16 protein-coding genes and 1 pseudogene are annotated in these 14,655 nt (G+C 72.2%); 12 read left to right on the top strand and 5 right to left on the bottom strand.

From position 1 onward, the window contains the following. Nucleotides 1–150: 150 nt before the first annotated feature. On the top strand, nt 151–681 hold the full coding sequence (locus AB0K60_RS03495; RefSeq protein WP_364048087.1) for a hypothetical protein: 531 nt from the start codon (nt 151–153) through the stop codon (nt 679–681). 257 nt (nt 682–938) lie between these two features. Next, a complete protein-coding gene (locus tag AB0K60_RS03490) occupies nt 939–1,247 on the top strand; it encodes a hypothetical protein (protein ID WP_364048085.1) in 309 nt (102 codons plus the stop codon). Nucleotides 1,248–1,313: 66 nt separating this feature from the next. Here AB0K60_RS03490 and AB0K60_RS03485 read toward each other — a convergent pair whose 3' ends face one another. After that, complete coding sequence (locus tag AB0K60_RS03485; protein WP_364048083.1) at nt 1,314–2,246, bottom strand: MBL fold metallo-hydrolase; 933 nt, start codon at nt 2,244–2,246, stop codon at nt 1,314–1,316. A gap of 71 nt (nt 2,247–2,317) precedes the next feature. Here AB0K60_RS03485 and AB0K60_RS03480 point away from each other — a divergent pair, with 71 nt between their 5' ends. Together AB0K60_RS03480 and AB0K60_RS03475 are read left to right on the top strand one after the other, a co-directional pair. Further along, nucleotides 2,318–2,629 (top strand): hypothetical protein, encoded by a 312-nt coding sequence (locus AB0K60_RS03480; RefSeq protein ID WP_364048081.1) that lies wholly within the window; start codon nt 2,318–2,320, stop codon nt 2,627–2,629. Then, nucleotides 2,572–3,021, top strand: a complete 450-nt coding sequence (locus tag AB0K60_RS03475; protein ID WP_364048079.1) for a hypothetical protein — start codon at nt 2,572–2,574, stop codon at nt 3,019–3,021. Before AB0K60_RS03480 ends, AB0K60_RS03475 begins: the two co-directional genes overlap by 58 nt. Here the strand turns inward: AB0K60_RS03475 and AB0K60_RS03470 are convergent. Continuing rightward, a pseudogene (locus AB0K60_RS03470) lies at nt 2,983–4,485 on the bottom strand (AMP-binding protein); the annotation flags it as partial. The gene AB0K60_RS03475 and the pseudogene AB0K60_RS03470 overlap by 39 nt on opposite strands. 73 nt (nt 4,486–4,558) lie before the next feature. Continuing rightward, nucleotides 4,559–5,743 (bottom strand): lipid-transfer protein, encoded by a 1,185-nt coding sequence (locus AB0K60_RS03465; RefSeq protein ID WP_364048077.1) that lies wholly within the window; start codon nt 5,741–5,743, stop codon nt 4,559–4,561. Nucleotides 5,744–5,840: 97 nt separating this feature from the next. Here AB0K60_RS03465 and AB0K60_RS03460 point away from each other — a divergent pair, with 97 nt between their 5' ends. From AB0K60_RS03460 to AB0K60_RS03425, 8 genes are all read left to right on the top strand, one after another. Further along, nucleotides 5,841–6,353 (top strand): MaoC family dehydratase N-terminal domain-containing protein, encoded by a 513-nt coding sequence (locus tag AB0K60_RS03460; RefSeq protein ID WP_364048075.1) that lies wholly within the window; start codon nt 5,841–5,843, stop codon nt 6,351–6,353. Further along, complete coding sequence (locus tag AB0K60_RS03455) at nt 6,350–6,772, top strand: MaoC/PaaZ C-terminal domain-containing protein (RefSeq protein ID WP_364048073.1); 423 nt, start codon at nt 6,350–6,352, stop codon at nt 6,770–6,772. The genes AB0K60_RS03460 and AB0K60_RS03455 overlap by 4 nt, the downstream gene beginning before the upstream one ends. Further along, the gene (locus AB0K60_RS03450; protein WP_364048071.1) at nt 6,769–7,593 is read left to right on the top strand and encodes an SDR family oxidoreductase; all 825 of its coding nucleotides are present in this window, start codon (nt 6,769–6,771) and stop codon (nt 7,591–7,593) included. Before AB0K60_RS03455 ends, AB0K60_RS03450 begins: the two co-directional genes overlap by 4 nt. A gap of 181 nt (nt 7,594–7,774) precedes the next feature. Further along, nucleotides 7,775–8,386, top strand: coding sequence for a helix-turn-helix domain-containing protein (locus AB0K60_RS03445; protein ID WP_364048069.1), 612 nt, complete (start codon nt 7,775–7,777; stop codon nt 8,384–8,386). Between the two features lie 36 nt (nt 8,387–8,422). Beyond that, nucleotides 8,423–9,190, top strand: a complete 768-nt coding sequence (locus AB0K60_RS03440) for an enoyl-CoA hydratase-related protein (protein ID WP_364048067.1) — start codon at nt 8,423–8,425, stop codon at nt 9,188–9,190. A 109-nt stretch (nt 9,191–9,299) separates the two neighbouring features. Beyond that, a complete protein-coding gene (locus AB0K60_RS03435) occupies nt 9,300–10,529 on the top strand; it encodes an ABC transporter substrate-binding protein (protein WP_364048065.1) in 1,230 nt (409 codons plus the stop codon). Between the two features lie 6 nt (nt 10,530–10,535). Further along, nucleotides 10,536–13,364, top strand: a complete 2,829-nt coding sequence (locus tag AB0K60_RS03430) for an ATP-binding cassette domain-containing protein (RefSeq protein ID WP_364048063.1) — start codon at nt 10,536–10,538, stop codon at nt 13,362–13,364. A 135-nt stretch (nt 13,365–13,499) separates the two neighbouring features. Beyond that, nucleotides 13,500–13,649, top strand: a complete 150-nt coding sequence (locus tag AB0K60_RS03425) for a hypothetical protein (RefSeq protein WP_364048061.1) — start codon at nt 13,500–13,502, stop codon at nt 13,647–13,649. Nucleotides 13,650–13,812: 163 nt separating this feature from the next. On the opposite strand, the gene AB0K60_RS03420 is transcribed toward AB0K60_RS03425, so the two are convergent. Next, nucleotides 13,813–14,331, bottom strand: a complete 519-nt coding sequence (locus tag AB0K60_RS03420; RefSeq protein ID WP_364048059.1) for a zinc-binding dehydrogenase — start codon at nt 14,329–14,331, stop codon at nt 13,813–13,815. Beyond that, the gene (locus tag AB0K60_RS03415; protein WP_364048057.1) at nt 14,325–14,630 is read right to left on the bottom strand and encodes a hypothetical protein; all 306 of its coding nucleotides are present in this window, start codon (nt 14,628–14,630) and stop codon (nt 14,325–14,327) included. The genes AB0K60_RS03420 and AB0K60_RS03415 overlap by 7 nt, the downstream gene beginning before the upstream one ends. Nucleotides 14,631–14,655: the final 25 nt, after the last annotated feature.

Raw genomic sequence — 14,655 nt, 5'->3', positions numbered from 1 at the left:
GTCGAGGCCGGACGCGGGTTGTCGGCGCCGTGTGATGATCCCGAGACGCCGGGGGGCGAACCTTTCGCCGGTTGGCTCGGTCTAAATGGGGTGAGATGCCGCGGATGATCACAGAGGTATCCGGGCGTTCGACCCTAGGGGGGGAATCCGGTGAAGAGCTCTCTTCGGCGTGCCGTCGGAACGGTCGCGGCGGGGGCCGCCGCCGTTGGCATGGTGGCGCTCATGGGTGCGGGAGCCGTGGCCGACAGCGCTTCGAGGCCGCGCTTTCCGATGCCGGAGCCGTACGGGACGACGTTCCAGAAGGATCCGCAGCACGACTTCAGCAAGCGGATCCGGCCGCGCCACGACGGCATCCTGCGGGGGTGGGTGTACGCCTACGACGCCAAGGAGCACACCGCCGAGTACGCGCCGATCAAATGGGTCAAGCGTACGAAGGCATTCGTCGCCCCTGGGGAGTACGACGTGATGCGCTACTCGTCCCGTGTCTCGCCCAAGGCGGTGCTGTACAGCGCGCGGGACTGCGATTCGACGAAGGTGACGGTCGACAGCCGCGGCCTGGGCACCAAGAAGTGCGGGAAGAGTGCCCTGCTCGCCCATCTCAGGGCGGGCGAGCGGCCGGCGATGATCACGGTCTATCGGGGTGAGATCGTGAAGATCCAGGAGATCTACGAACGGCGGTAGGGCACCTGGTCCCCCGCCCGGTCACGCCGCGCGCCCCGCCGGGAGACGGCGGCCCCGGCGGCCGGGCGGAGTCGTTGGAGCGCCTCCACGGACCCTCGGCGAGACGCCTATTGACCGCACCCACCGGCACGCTTATCTTTAAGAAAGTTTCCTATTCAAGAATCTCCTCACCAGTCATTTCGCTGCCAGGAAGCACCGCGACGGGTCAACTACGGCATGAACTCATAGACCGGCTCATCGACAGTTCGGGAGCACGCATGAACGCCAAACGCAGGGTCACCGCCGCCTCTTCCACCGTGTTACTGGCCGCCACGCTGGTGCTCGGCACGGCCTCCGGCGCCTCGGCGGCGCCGCAGGACTGCAGCTATACGATCGCCAACCTGACGGCGTCCAGCTTCTGCGCCTCCGGGACCGGCGAGCACCGGATCTTCGTGATGCAGCGCCACTTCCTGCCGGAGGTCGGGCAGATCCCGATCTACGGCCCGTGGCAGCCCGTCGGAACCGTCTCGTCCACGGGCATCACGCCGCACGAGATCCTCTACGTTCAGATCCAGAGACGCGGCTGATCCCGGGAAGCCACGGAAGCAGGATCACCCGGTGAGCGGCGGGCGCGGCTCCGCGGCGCTCGCTCGTCAGGCCCGGCAGGTCAGCGGGCGGCCGCCGTTGTAGGCGACCATGTCGCGGAACGCCGCCGGGATGTCGATTCGGGCGCCCGGCGCCGCGCCGTTCTCCTCGGCGTAGGCGCGGTGCAGGTTGCCGACGATGCGCTCGCTGTCGAGCCAGTCGGCGTACTCGCCGAGGTCGCACTCCCGGGCGGCTTCGAGCGGCGTGAGACCCGCCGCGACGCCCTGCTTCGCGACCTGCTGGACGAAACGCAGGTATCCCAGCGTGTCGTCGATGACCTCGGGTCCGCATACCGGGCCGTGGCCGGGCACGATCGTGGTGGCGCCGAGGCCGGCGATCACGTTTTCGAGGACCGTGATCGAGCCCGCGACCGAACCGGAGAGGAGGAAGGGGGTTCCGCCGCCCGAGAAGACCAGATCGCCGGCGAACAGGACGGAGCGGTCCGGCACCCAGACGATCGAGTCGTTCGTGGTGTGCGCCGGGGTGCCCACGTGGCGGACCTCGCAGCGCAGGTCGTCGACCCACAGCGTCACGCCCTCGCGGTAGGTCAGGAACGGGGGCGCCGGCGGCAGCGAGCCCTCGTCGATCGGCTCGAAGATCCCGGTGAGCGGCGGCATGGCGGCCATGGCCAGCACCTCCGCCCGGGTGTCCTCGTGCGCGACGATCGTGACCCCGGGCAGCAGGCCGTTGCCGGCCGTGTGATCGGGGTGGCTGTGCGTGTTGACGAGGGTGTGCACCGGCCCCGGCGAGACGGCACGGATGGCGGCGGCGAACGCGCGGGTGCGTCGCTCCGTCGAGGAGGTGTCGACGGCGACCGTCCCCGACCGCCCGACGAGCATCCCGGTGTTGTTGATCATCCAGCCGCCGTCGGGCTGCACGTACGCGTAGAGGCCGCCGCCGAGGTCCTCGATCCGCGGGTCGCCGACACCATGGTCACTCATGCGTCCACCCTCGTGCCCCCGCGCCTCGATCGGAAGCCCGAATCTTTGTATACCTTCCATCACTGCGGTCGATGGCCGGTGTGAGGGCGGCGGTCCCCCTCGTCGCGGCGCCGATGGCCGTCACCGGCCAGATCACCGTCATCGGCTACGCTGAACCCGCTGATGCCCACATCAGGCAGCGCGATGTGGAGGCCGCGGTGAAGCTGCCGAACCTGGACCTGAACCTCCTGGTGTCGCTGGACGTGCTGCTGGAGGAGCGGTCGGCGACGCGCGCGGCGCTCGCCTGGGCCTGTCCCAGCCCGCCCTGTCGGGCGCGCTCGCCCGGTTGCGGCGGCACTTCAACGATCCGCTGCTCGTCCGTTCGGGCAACACCTCCGAGTTGAGCCCGCTCGCCCAGGCCCTGCGGCTCCGCACCGCGCACGCGCTGAACGAGGTCGAGCGCGTGTTCGCCAGCGAGGCCGTTCGACCCGGCGACGTCCAGGCGTACCTTCACGTCGGTGAGCCGCGATCCGGCCACGGGCGTGTTGCGCGCCGCGGCCAACCCGCGCGGCGCGCAGGGCTACGCCGTGGGCCACTGACGGACGAGGTCGGGACACGGCCCATCGACCACACCGACGAGTTGTCACGCCCCCGGGCTCGGCGGGTGGGGGCCGACGCCGGGGAGACGCGCGGCGCGCAGGGCGGATCGCCTGACCTTTCCCGCGTCGTCCCGGAGCGGACCGGCGGTGAACTCGAATGTTCTGGGGAGCTTGTACGGCGAGAGCCGGTCGCGTAGGAACGCCTCCAGTTCGCCGGACGTCACGGCGGCCGTGGTCTGCACGATGGCATACGGCACCGCGCCGAGGTCCTCGTGCGGCATTCCGATGACGCACGAGTCCAGCACCGCCGGGTGCTCGCCGAGCGCGGCCTCGATCTCGGCGGGGTAGACGTTGGCCCCGCCGACGAGGATCATGTCGCTGTCCCGGTCGGTGAGGAACAGGTAGCCGTCGGCGTCGACGTAGCCAAGGTCGCCGTAGCACTCCCAGCCGCCCTCGCGGGTCCTCGGCCGCGCGCCGACGTAGTGGTACCCGGGTTGCGCCCCGGGGCCGCGGCGCAGCCACACATGGCCCACCTCGCCGGGCGGCAGTTCGCGCCCGTCGAGATCGAGGATCGTGATCTCGCCGAGGACGGGGCGGCCCACCGAGCCGGGGCGGGTGAGCCATTCGGCGCCGTCGATGGCGGTCGCGGCGATTCCCTCGGTCGCCGAGTAGACCTCGATGACGCGTTCCGCGCCGAGCCAGCCGATCCACTCGCGTTTGAGCCACGGGGGGCACGGCGCGGCCATGTGGACGACCCGGCGCAGGAAGGACAGGTCGTAGCGGTCGCGGGTCTCAGGGCCGAGGCGCCAGATGCGCTGCATCATCGTCGGCACGACGTAGAGCCAGCCCGCCCTGTGCTCGTCGATGTCGCGGAGCACCCGCTCGGCGTCGAATCTGCCCTGCAGCACCACGTGGCAGCCGAGCAGCAGGGCCAGCGTGCTGAACAGGAACGGGGCGTTGTGGTGCAGCGGGCCGGGGACGACGGCGGTGCCGTCGCGCGGCATCCCGACGAGGAGGGCGAGCGGGGTGACGTTCTCCACCAGCGCCGGGGTGTCGGTCACGATCACCTTGGGGCGGCCGGTGCTGCCTCCGGACGTGGTGGCCTTCCAGGCCGGCGACACGGCCGGGGGCAGTGGGGCGTCGTCCTCGTCTTCCGTGTCGTCCATGTCGTCCATGTCGTGCATGTCGTGCATGTCGTGCATGTCGTCCCCGTCTGCGGGCAGCGCGGGGAACCGCGTTGCCCGCCCGGCCCCGACGACGCCGGCGGGCTTGACGACGTCCAGGACGGCGTCGAGTTCGGCGGGCGGCATCCGGGCCGACAGCGGCTGAGGGACGGCGCCGAGCTTCCAGGCGGCGAACGCGGCGACGACGAATTCCGGGCCGTTGTCGAGGACGATGCTGACGTGGTCGCCGAGGCCGACGCCCGCGCGGGCGAAGGCGCGGGCGAGCCGGTCGCTCCGCCGGTCCAGTTCGGCACGGGTGATCGTACGGCCGTCGCACGTGACGGCCGGGCGGTCCGGATCCCGCTCGGCGAGGTCCCGGATGGCCGCGCCGAACGTGGTGGAGCCGAACGTGGTGGAGCCGAACGTGGTGGAGCCGAACGTGGTGGAGCCGAACGTGGTGGGTGTGCCGGGCGCGTCGGTCGGTGCGGGCCGGTTCACCGGCTCGTCGCCGTCGGCGGTTCCGCTGCTGGATGTCACTTCGCCTCACCTTTCCTCTGCGTACGGGCCGCGATCAGTCGACGGACTGGTAGACCGTGACCACGCAGGCGGAGCCGATGCCCACATTGTGCTGCAGGGCGGTCCGGGCGCCCTCGACCTGGCGCGGGCCCGCCGTGCCGCGCAGTTGCCAGGTGAGCTCGGCGCACTGGGCGAGGCCGGTGGCGCCGAGCGGGTGCCCCTTGGACAGCAGGCCCCCCGACGGGTTGGTGACCACCCGTCCGCCGTAGGTGTTGTCGCCGTCCATGATGAACTTCTCGGCGGTGCCGACGGGGGTGAGGCCCAGCGCCTCGTACGTGATCAACTCGTTGGCGGTGAAGCAGTCGTGCAGTTCGACCACGGGGATGTCCTCGGGGCCGATGCCCGCCCGCTCGTAGGCCAAGGCCGCGGCCTCGACGGCGAGGTCGTACCCGACGGCCTGGCGCATGTCGCCCTCGAAGCTGGACGGGCGGTCGGTGGTGAGGGCCTGACCGGCGATGCGGACGCCCGCGGGCAGGCCCCGCCGCCGCGCGTACTCGGCGCCGACGAGGACGACGGCCGCGGCGCCGCTGGTCGGCGGGCAGCACTGCAGGCGGGTCAGCGGGCCGTAGATGTGCGGGGAGGCCATGACCTCCTCGAGGGTGAGCGGGTCGCGGAAGACGGCGTACGGGTTGCCGGCGGCGTGCCGGCGCGCCTTGACCGAGATCCGGCCGAAGACCTCGGCCGAGATGCCGAACTCCTCCATGTACGCCCTGCCGGCCCCGCCGAAGAGCTGGGCGGCCTGCGGCACGCCGTCCTCGAGGCCGTACAGGTCGTCGTGGCGGTCCAGGTAGCGGGCGGCGGGGCCGAGCCGGTCGGTCCAGTGCTCGACGAGGGCGCCGAGCCGCATCTGCTCGAAGCCGAACGCGAGCGCCACGTCGGCCTCGCCGCCGGCGACGGCCTGGCGGGCCAGCCACAGCGCCGACGAGCCGCTGGCGCAGTTGTTGTTCACGTTGACGACGGGGACGCCGGTCATGCCGACCCCGTACAGCGCCGCCTGGCCGCAGGTCGAGTCGCCGTAGACGTACGAGGCGAAGGCCTGGCCGACGTCGTCGAGGGTCAGCCCGGCGTCCGACAGCGCGGCCCGGATCGCGTCCCCGGCCAGGTCCTCGTAGCGCTTGCCGGCGCTCGGCGTGGCGAACGGAACCATCCCGACGCCGGCGACACGCACGTCCGCATTCATCAAAGCCCTCCTCGAGCCGTGAACAGTCAGCTGTGACTCACGTTAAAGTGCCGACGAACCCCGATGCAATGGGTGACAATCGCGCATTTAGCAGTCTATGTTGACTGTCATTGGCCGACCAAGTCGCAACGTTGGAGGTCGCACCGTGCCAATTCCCCCCTCTGCCATCGGGGCTTCGGGGCCACCGATCACCATGACCGTCGAGCGCGGCAGGCTCCGGTTGTTCGCCAAGGCGACCGGCCAGACCGATCGGATGTACGTCGACGTGGAGGCCGCTCGCGCGAGCGGGCACCCCGACCTGCCGGTCCCGCCGACGTTCCTCTACGGCGTCGAACTGGAGGCCCCCGACCCGTTCGAGTGGATCACCTCGCTGGGCGTGGACCTGAACACCGTGCTCCACGCGAACCAGACCTTCACCTACTACGAGCAGGCGTACGCCGGGGACGAGCTGACCGCGCGCGGCGCCATCACCGGCGTCTACACCAAGAAGGGCGGCGCGCTCGAGTTCGTCGAGCGGCGCACCCGGATCACCCGGGGCGAGACCCCGATCGCCGACCTGGAGCAGACCGTGGTCATCCGCGTGCCCGGCGGCACGGGAGGCGGCGCATGACCGTCACCTTGGAGGCGCGCGCCGCGCGGGTGGGCGACCGGCTGCCCCCGCTGGCCCTCCGCCCCATCACCCGGACCACCCTCGCGCTGTTCGCGGGGGGATCGGGCGACCACAACCCGATCCACCTCGACCTGGACGTGGCCCGCGGGGCCGGTCTGGACGACGTGTTCGCGCACGGCATGCTGAGCGTGGCCTATCTGGGCCGCCTGCTCACCGACCACGTGCCGCAGTCCCGGCTCCGCGAGCTCGGTACGCGCTTCGTGGCGATCACCCCGGTGAACGCGGAGCCGACCTGCCACGCCGAGGTCACCCGGGTCGAGGACGACCTGATCACTCTGGACCTCCGGGTCGAACTCTCCGACTGCACCGTCACGATCACCGGGCGGGCCGTCCTCTCCGTGGAAGGGGCGGATTCATGAGGGTGCTGCAGGGCAAGACCGCGCTGGTCACGGGCGCAGGGCGCGGCATCGGCCGGGAGATCGCGCTCAAGCTCGCCCGCTCCGGCGCGAACGTCGTGGTGAACGACCTCGACGCCGGGCCGGCCGGCGAGACGGTCGAGAAGATCGTCGCTTCGGGCGGCGGCGCGGTCGCGGTCGCGGGCAGCGTGCTCGACGACGACTTCCCCGGCCGGTTCGTCGCCGCCGCCGTCGACACCTTCGGCGGTATCGACATCGTCGTGAACAACGCCGGGTTCACCTGGGACAACGTCATCCAGAAGATGACCGACGAGCAGTGGGACGCGATCCTCGGGGTCCATCTGAAGGCGCCGTTCCGCATCCTGCGCGCCGTACAGCCGGTCATCAAGGCGGCAGTCGCGGCCGAGCGGGCCGAGGGACGGGTGGTCTGCCGGAAGGTCGTCAACATCAGCTCGCTCGCCGGCGTCTTCGGCAACGCGGGGCAGGCCAACTACAGCGCCGCCAAGGCCGGCCTGGAGGGGCTCACCCGTACGCTGTCGAAGGAGTGGGGGCGGCTGAACACCACCGTCAACGCGGTCGCCTTCGGCCTGATCAGCACCCGGCTGACGCAGCCCGTCGAGAGCGGCGCGACCATCGACATCGCGGGCCGGGACATCAGGGTGGGCGTCAACCCGCAACTGCTGGAGCGGATGGAGGCCATGATCCCCCTCGGCCGCGCGGGCACCCCCGAGGAAGCGGCCGGCGCCGTCCACCTGCTGTGCGTCCCGGACTCCGACTACGTCAGCGGGCAGACGCTGCACTGCGCCGGAGGATTCGTCGGCTGACGGGAGTCAACCAGCGCCGCAGGTCGAGATGGGCGCGGACGAGGTCTGGGAGTTCGTCGCGCGGTCGAGGACCGCAAGCTCGGGCTGCCGGAGGAGCCGCCGGGGGGATCGACGCCCCGGGCGCTCCCGTACGATTGAGCAGTCAAGGACGACTGTGGTTTCCTGCCCTAGGAGGCGGTTGGTGGTCGCGCAACCCGCGCGGAGTGGTCGCGCGTCCGGCGATCGAGCGGCGGCCATGCGGCGGCGCCTGCTCGACGCGACGGTGGCGGTGCTGGACGAGAAGGGCTACAGCGGGACGACCACGCTGGAGGTGCAGCGCCGCGCGGGCGTCTCCCGCGGTGCGCTGCTGCATCACTTCGCGTCCCGCACCGAGCTCATGCTCGCCGCCGTCGACCATCTGGCGCAGCTCCGCCTCGACGACATCCTCCGGCTGGTGCGGACCCAGGCCCCGGCCACCGGCAGGATCGAGTGGGCGCTGCGCGTGTTGTGGGCGCAGCACGACGGGCCGCTGTTCGGGGCCTCGGTCGCGTTGTGGCTGGCGGCGCGGACCGACAAGGAGCTGCTCGCCGCGCTGCTGCCGCAGGAGCGCCTGCTCGGCCGGTCGATAAAAGCCGTCGCGGCGGAGCTGTTCGGGCCGGAGGTGAGCGGGGCCGACGGCTTCGCGGACGCGCTGGACATCGTGGTGGACGCGATGCGCGGCGCCGCGGCCCGCGGGGTGCTGCGGACGCCCGGCTCCGACGAGCGGCTGCTGAGGCTGTGGGCCGCATTGATCGCCGAGCGGACCGGCCAATAACAGTCAAAGCTGACTGGACGCTGCTACTCTGGCGGCATGAATCACCCGACTGCAGACGGCCTGCGGGTGGAGCGTCGCGACGCCGGGCTGTGGCTGGTCCTCGACCGCCCGCAGCGCCGGAACGCCCTGACGCTCGACCTCGTCGGCGCGTTGATCGAGGCCCTGTACGAGCCGCCGGACGACGTCAGGGCGGTGGTGCTGACCGGGACCGGGTCGGCGTTCTGCTCCGGCGGCGATCGCGCCGACCTCGTCGCGATCGCCGCCCAGGGGCCGATCGCCGTCACCGATGTCGTGTATGCCCGGTTCCAGGGGCTGGTCAGAGCGATCGCGGCCGCCGAGGTGCCCGTGATCGCGGCCGTGAACGGCCCGGCCCTCGGCGCCGGGTTCGACCTGTCCCTCGCCTGCGACCTGCGCGTCGCGGCGGAGGAGGCGACCTTCGAGAGCGCCTGGGTCAAGCTGGGGCTCGTCCCCGGGCTGGGCGGGGCGCACATGCTCACCCGCATCGCGGGCGCGACCCGCGCGGCCGAACTCGTCCTGCTGGGCCGGCCGCTCACGGCGCGGGAGGCCCTGGAATGGGGGCTCGTCAACGCCGTCGTCCCCGCCGACGACCTCGCCGGGCACGTCGCCGCCATGGTCGCGACGCTGGCGAGCCGGTCGCGGCCGGCCCTCGCCCGCAGCAAGGCCGCGCTGCGCCGGGCCCGGGACGCCGGGCTGGCCGAGGAGTTCGCCACGCTCGGCGCCGTGCAGAGCTCGCTGGCCGCCGGGCTGGATCTGGCCCGATGGGGCAAAGTCAAACCTGACTGAGATTGTTCTTGTTTCAGGCTTGTTGCGGCGGATGGCCCGGCGTAGTGTGCAGTCAATCCTGACTGTCTCTCCTGCTTCATCCACTCCCTCGAACCACTTGAGGTGAACCGTGACAGCTCACCGTCCGCACCAGAGACTCACGGCCGCCGTCGCGGCGGCGATCGTCGCCGCGACGGCGGTCACCGGCTGCGGGGCGCAGGAGGGCGCCTCCGGCGACGAGATCGTGCTCGGGGCGCTCGGCCCCTACACCGGAACCTTCTCCAGCACCTACGGCGCGGTCCCCGGCGTGCTCAACGCCTGGGTGGAGACCGTGAACGCGGCCGGAGGCATCGGCGGCAAGCGGGTCAGGATCGTCACCAAGGACATCGGGGCCTCCCCCGGGGCCGCGCCGACCGCCGTCCGCGAGCTCGTCGAGCGGGATCGCGTCATCGCCATCGTCGCCAACCAGGATCCCGGCGTCAGCGCCTGGGCCCCGTACGCGGCGGGCAAGGGCATCCCCGTGCTGAGCGCGGTCACCGAGACCGACTCCTATGTCAACCCCGGCAACTTCAACGCCCAGGGGTCCTCCTTCGCCGTCGCGTACGGGCTGGGCGAGCAGGCCAAGGAGTTCGGCGGCACGCTCGGCATCGTCCACTGCGCCGAGCAGCCCACGTGCGCGCAGCAGGCGCAGTTGCTGCAGCTCTTCGTCAAGGCCCAGGGCGTTGAGGTTCCGGTGACGAGCAAGGTGCCGGCGAGCACCGCCGACTTCACCGCGTACTGCCAGCAGTTGAAGGACGCGAAGGTGGGGACGGTGTTCAACTCGCTGTCCAACGAGCTCGCCGAGCGGATGAACGACTCCTGCGCCCAGCAGGGGCTGACGGCCAAGCAGGTGATCAGCGGCGCCCTGACGAACCTGAGCTGGAAGAGCGACCCGGTCTACCGCGGCAGCGTGGTCCTCGACCCGGTCGCCCCGTTCTTCGCGACGAGCGTGCCGGGGGTCAAGAAGTACCGGGACGCCCTGAGCAGGTACGCCCCGTCGATGATCGGCACCGAGCAGGACAACTCGGTGGCGCTGCGGGCGTGGGCCTCGATGCAGGTCTTCGGTACCGCCGCCGCCGCGGTCCAGGGGCCTGTGACCTCCGCGTCGCTGCGCAAGGCCATCTACGGCCTGAAGGGGCAGACCCTCGACGGGATCGTCCCGCCGATCGCCTTCGAGGAGGGGAAGGCCACCTACTCCCGGTGTTACTTCCGCTGGTCGCCGTACGGGGAGTTCAAGGCACTGGACGACGGCAAGCCCGTCTGCGTCGATCCGGCGAAGCTCGATCCGCTGGTCGAGCCGGTCATCAAGTCGCTGCGCTGACCCGCGATGCTGACCTTCGTCTTCGCCGGGCTGACGACCGGGTCCATCTTCGCCATCGCGGCGATGGGCCTGGTCCTCACCTACAAGACCTCCGGCGTCTTCAACTTCGCGCACGGGGCGCTCGCCAGCGTGTCGGCGTTCCTGTTCTACTTCCTGCACGTCCAGCAGGGCCTGGCGTGGCCCGTCGCGGCGGCGCTGTGCGTGCTCGGCGCCGGGCCCGCGCTGGCGCTGGTGCTGGAGTGGCTGACCCGGCACATGCAGTCGCGGCCGCTGCCGGTGAAGGCGCTGGGCACCATCGGGCTGCTGCTGGTGATCCAGGGCGCGATCGACCTGATCTACCGGCCGGGAGTGCAGCGTTCGGTCCCGCAGTTCCTGCCGGTGGAGCCGATCTCGATCCTCGGCACGCCGGTGGCGGGCTACCGGGTGATCATCGTGGTTCTCGCCCTCGCCGCCGCCGTCGCGCTGACCCTGCTGCTGCGTCTCGCCCGGATCGGGGTGGAGATGCGGGCGGTCGTCGAGGATCCGGAGCTGCTGGACACCTTCGGCACCGCCCCGGCCGGGGTGCGGCGCTTCGCCTGGCTGCTCGGCTCGTGCGCGGCCGCGGTCTCCGGCGTGCTGCTGGTGCCGTTGCTGCCGCTGGACGCGACCACGTTCACCCTGCTGATCGTCACCACCTTCGGGGCCGCGGCCGTCGGCGCGTTCACCAACCTTCCCCTGGTGTACGTCGGCGGCCTGGTGATCGGCGTCGGGCAGGCGCTGCTGCAGTGGCGGTTCCTCGACGCGACCGGACTGGCGGGTGGCCTCGCGGCCGCGCTGCCGTTCCTCGTGCTGTTCCTGCTGCTGATCCTGGCGCCCCGGCTTCGCATGCCCGGTGACGCGAAGCCCGTGGCCCGGGCCTCGGGCGGGTCGTGGACTCCCCAGTGGACTCCTCAGTGGACTCCTCAGTGGACTCCTCAGTGGACTCCTCAGTGGACGCCGCCGTGGACGGTGCGCGCCGGCGGGGTGGGCGTGTTGTTCGCCGTGCTCCTGCTCGTCCCCTTCTTCGCGGGGGCGCAGATCACGGCGTGGACGCAGCTCGTGGCGTACACGATTCTGTTCCTGTCGCTGGGGCTGCTGGTGCGGCTGTCCGGGCAGGTGTCGCTGGCGCATGTGAGCTTCATGGCGATCGGGGCCGCGGCCTTCGCGCACGGCGTCGCCGAGCTGCGGCTGCCCTGGGCGGCCGCCCTCGTCTTCGCCGGGGTGGTGGCCGCGCCGGTGGGGGCGCTGCTCGCCGTTCCGGCGATCCGGTTCTCCGGGCTGCATCTCGCGCTGGCCACCTTCGGCTTCGGCATGCTGCTGCAGCAGATGTTCTACGGCCAGCCGTACCTGTTCGGGCCGCTCGGGTTCGGCCTCACGATGCCGCGCCCGGAGGCGGGGCCGCTGGGCGGCGACACCGGCTACTTCTACGTCGTCCTCGCCGTCGCGGTGCTCGCCGCGCTGGTCGTCGTGGTCGTCGAGCGCGGCCGGCTCGGACGCCTGCTGCGGGCGATGAACGAGAGCCCGACGGGCCTGGTCGCGAGCGGCGCGTCGATCAACGTCACGAAGGTGCTGGTCTTCTGCCTGTCGGCGTCGATGGCGGCGGTCGCGGGCGCGCTGGCGGGGGTGGCGGTCGGCTACGTCGGGCCGGAGTCCTACCAGCCGATCGTGTCGCTGCAGTTGTTCGCGCTGACGATGATCGCCGTCGGCGGGCTGCCGTGGTACGCGGTGGTGGCCGCGGCGGGGCAGGTTCTGATCCCGGCGTACGTGTCCGGCTCGGCGACCGTGACCAGCGCGCTGACCCTCGCGTTCGGGCTGGTGGCCGTACACGCGGCGATCCAGCCCGAGCCGCCGGCGCTGCCGGGCGCGGTCCGGCGCCTGCTGGACCGGCTCGCGGCCCCGGCACCGCGCCGTCGGCCCTCCCCTGAGCCGCAGGCAGACGCCCAGGCGGACACGCAGGCGGACGCCCAGGCGGACACCCGGGCGGATACGGCGGGGAATGCGCCCTCCCCCGCCCCGGTGCGGGCGCGTCCGGCGGACGGTCGCGGCCTGTCGCTCGACGTGCGCGGCCTCACCGTCCGCTTCGGCGGGCTCGTGGCCGTCGACAACGTCTCGCTGACCGTTCCGCCGGGCCGCATCACCGGCCTCATCGGGCCGAACGGCGCCGGCAAGACCACCGTGTTCAACGCCTGTTCCGGCCAGGTCCGCCCGGCGTCGGGCTCGGTGCTGCTGGGCGGGCGGCGCGTCGACCGGCTGGGCGCGGCCGCCCGGGCGCGGCGCGGCCTCGGCCGGACCTTCCAGCGCGTGGAGTTGTTCGACACGCTGTCGGTCCGGGAGAACGTCGCCCTCGGCCGCGAGGGACGTCACTCCGGCCGGAACCCGCTCACGCACCTGCTGGTGCCGGGCGCCCAGCGGGCCGAGGTCGACGCCCGGACGCGCGCGGCCATCGACCTGTGCGGGCTGACCGGCCTCGCCGACCGGCAGGCCGGGACGCTGTCCACCGGGCAGCGTCGGCTGGTCGAACTGGCCCGGTGCGTGGCGGGCGGCTTCGAGCTGCTCCTGCTGGACGAGCCGTCCTCCGGCCTCGACCGCGCCGAGACCGAGGCCTTCGGCGACATCCTCACCTCCGTCGTACGGCGAGGCGGCATCGGCGTCCTGCTCGTCGAGCACGACTTCGCGCTGATCAACCGGCTCTGTGCCCACGTCTACGTACTCGACTTCGGCAAGCTCATCTTCGAGGGCACGGCGCGGGAGGCGGGCGCCTCGGCCGTCGTCCGCGACGCCTACCTCGGCCAGGACCCGGACCAGGTACTGACATGACACTCCTCGCTCTGGACGGCGTCAGCGCCGGCTACGGGACGACCACGGTGCTGCGCGAGGTGTCGCTGACCGTCGGCGCCGGGCGGATCGTCGCCGTGCTGCGCGCTGCGCGGCATCGCCGCGACCGGGGTCGCGATGGTGCTGGTCGAGCAGTACGTGGGCCGGGCGCTGGAGTTCGCGGACACCGCGGTCCTCCTGCGCAAGGGACGCGTGTCGTACGAGGGGCCGTCCGCCGACCTGGACGAGCGGGTCGTGCTCCGTGACTATCTGGGAGTCGATGAATGAACAGACGGCCGGCCGTACTGGGCGCCACGGCGACGCCGGCCACCGCGCTGGGCGGGCGCCACCACCGACGCCTACCCGGCCATCCGCCGGATGACCGGCGACCACCTCAAGCTGCAGGGCAGCCAGCTCGGCGACCCGGTCAAGGGCACCGCCGCGGGGTTCGTCAGGTGATGTCGAGTACGGCCTTGCCGTGCAGGCGGCGGCCCAGGAGTGCCTCGACGGCCTCGGCGGCCTTGTCCCAGGGGCCGCGCCAGGCAATGTGGGGCCTGAGCACGCCCGAGGCGGCCTTGGTGGCGAGCCAGGTGAGGTCCGGGGCGACGGCGGACTCCGCGGGCAGGTAGAAGGTCACGAGGGAGCGGTCGTGGCCGCGGTTGCCGGAGAGCGCGCCCCAGGCGAAGTCCTCTCCCTTGCCCATCACGCGGCCGACCGCGACGAGGGTGCCGCCGTCGGCGAGGCGGTCGAAGGCGGTCACGAGTTCGGGGCCGCCCACCATGTCGAGGACGCCGTGGACCGGTTCGCCGACGTTCGCCGCGCCCGCGACCACCTCGTCGGCGCCGAGGGCGCGCAGGGCGTCGCCGTGGGCGGCGGGGTCGCCGGTGGAGGCCACGACGTGCGCGCCGGCGAGGCGGGCGAGCTGGACGGCGAAGCCGCCGGTGCCTCCGGTCGCGCCGGTGATCAGCACTCGGCGGCCGAGGACCGCGCCGAGGCGGCGCAGGGCCCGCAGGGCCGACAGGCCCGCAGGGCCGACAGGCCCGCCACCGGGAGCGTGCTGATCGCGCCGGGGTCGGCGTCCGCCGGGAACGTTCCCATCATCGCGGTGTTCACCGCGCGAAGCTCGGCCCAGGCGCCGACGTGGCCGAGCGTGACCACCGGGGTGCCCGCGGGCGGGCCCGATCCGTCGGCGGCGGGCCGTACCACGACTCCGGCGGCGTCCCAGCCCAGGACGCTGCCGTCCGGGGCCTCCTTGAGGTACCGGGACACCTCGCCGCGCTGACGCTGTTCACCG

This window comes from Thermopolyspora sp. NPDC052614 (assembly GCF_040678635.1).
Classification (GTDB): Bacteria; Actinomycetota; Actinomycetes; order Streptosporangiales; family Streptosporangiaceae; genus Thermopolyspora.
This window is presented reverse-complemented; position numbering and strand designations above follow the sequence as displayed.

Excerpts from the sequence above, each read along its gene's own strand:
- AB0K60_RS03485 (WP_364048083.1), bottom strand. The coding sequence starts at position 2,246 with ATGAGTGACCATGGTGTCGGCGACCCGCGGATCGAGGACCTCGGCGGC.
- AB0K60_RS03460 (WP_364048075.1), top strand. The coding sequence starts at position 5,841 with ATGTTGACTGTCATTGGCCGACCAAGTCGCAACGTTGGAGGTCGCACC.
- AB0K60_RS03455 (WP_364048073.1), top strand. The coding sequence starts at position 6,350 with ATGACCGTCACCTTGGAGGCGCGCGCCGCGCGGGTGGGCGACCGGCTG.
- AB0K60_RS03440 (WP_364048067.1), top strand. The coding sequence starts at position 8,423 with ATGAATCACCCGACTGCAGACGGCCTGCGGGTGGAGCGTCGCGACGCC.
- AB0K60_RS03465 (WP_364048077.1), bottom strand. The coding sequence starts at position 5,743 with ATGAATGCGGACGTGCGTGTCGCCGGCGTCGGGATGGTTCCGTTCGCC.
- AB0K60_RS03450 (WP_364048071.1), top strand. The coding sequence starts at position 6,769 with ATGAGGGTGCTGCAGGGCAAGACCGCGCTGGTCACGGGCGCAGGGCGC.
- AB0K60_RS03480 (WP_364048081.1), top strand. The coding sequence starts at position 2,318 with ATGGCCGGTGTGAGGGCGGCGGTCCCCCTCGTCGCGGCGCCGATGGCC.
- AB0K60_RS03490 (WP_364048085.1), top strand. The coding sequence starts at position 939 with ATGAACGCCAAACGCAGGGTCACCGCCGCCTCTTCCACCGTGTTACTG.
- AB0K60_RS03425 (WP_364048061.1), top strand. The coding sequence starts at position 13,500 with ATGGTGCTGGTCGAGCAGTACGTGGGCCGGGCGCTGGAGTTCGCGGAC.
- AB0K60_RS03430 (WP_364048063.1), top strand. The coding sequence starts at position 10,536 with ATGCTGACCTTCGTCTTCGCCGGGCTGACGACCGGGTCCATCTTCGCC.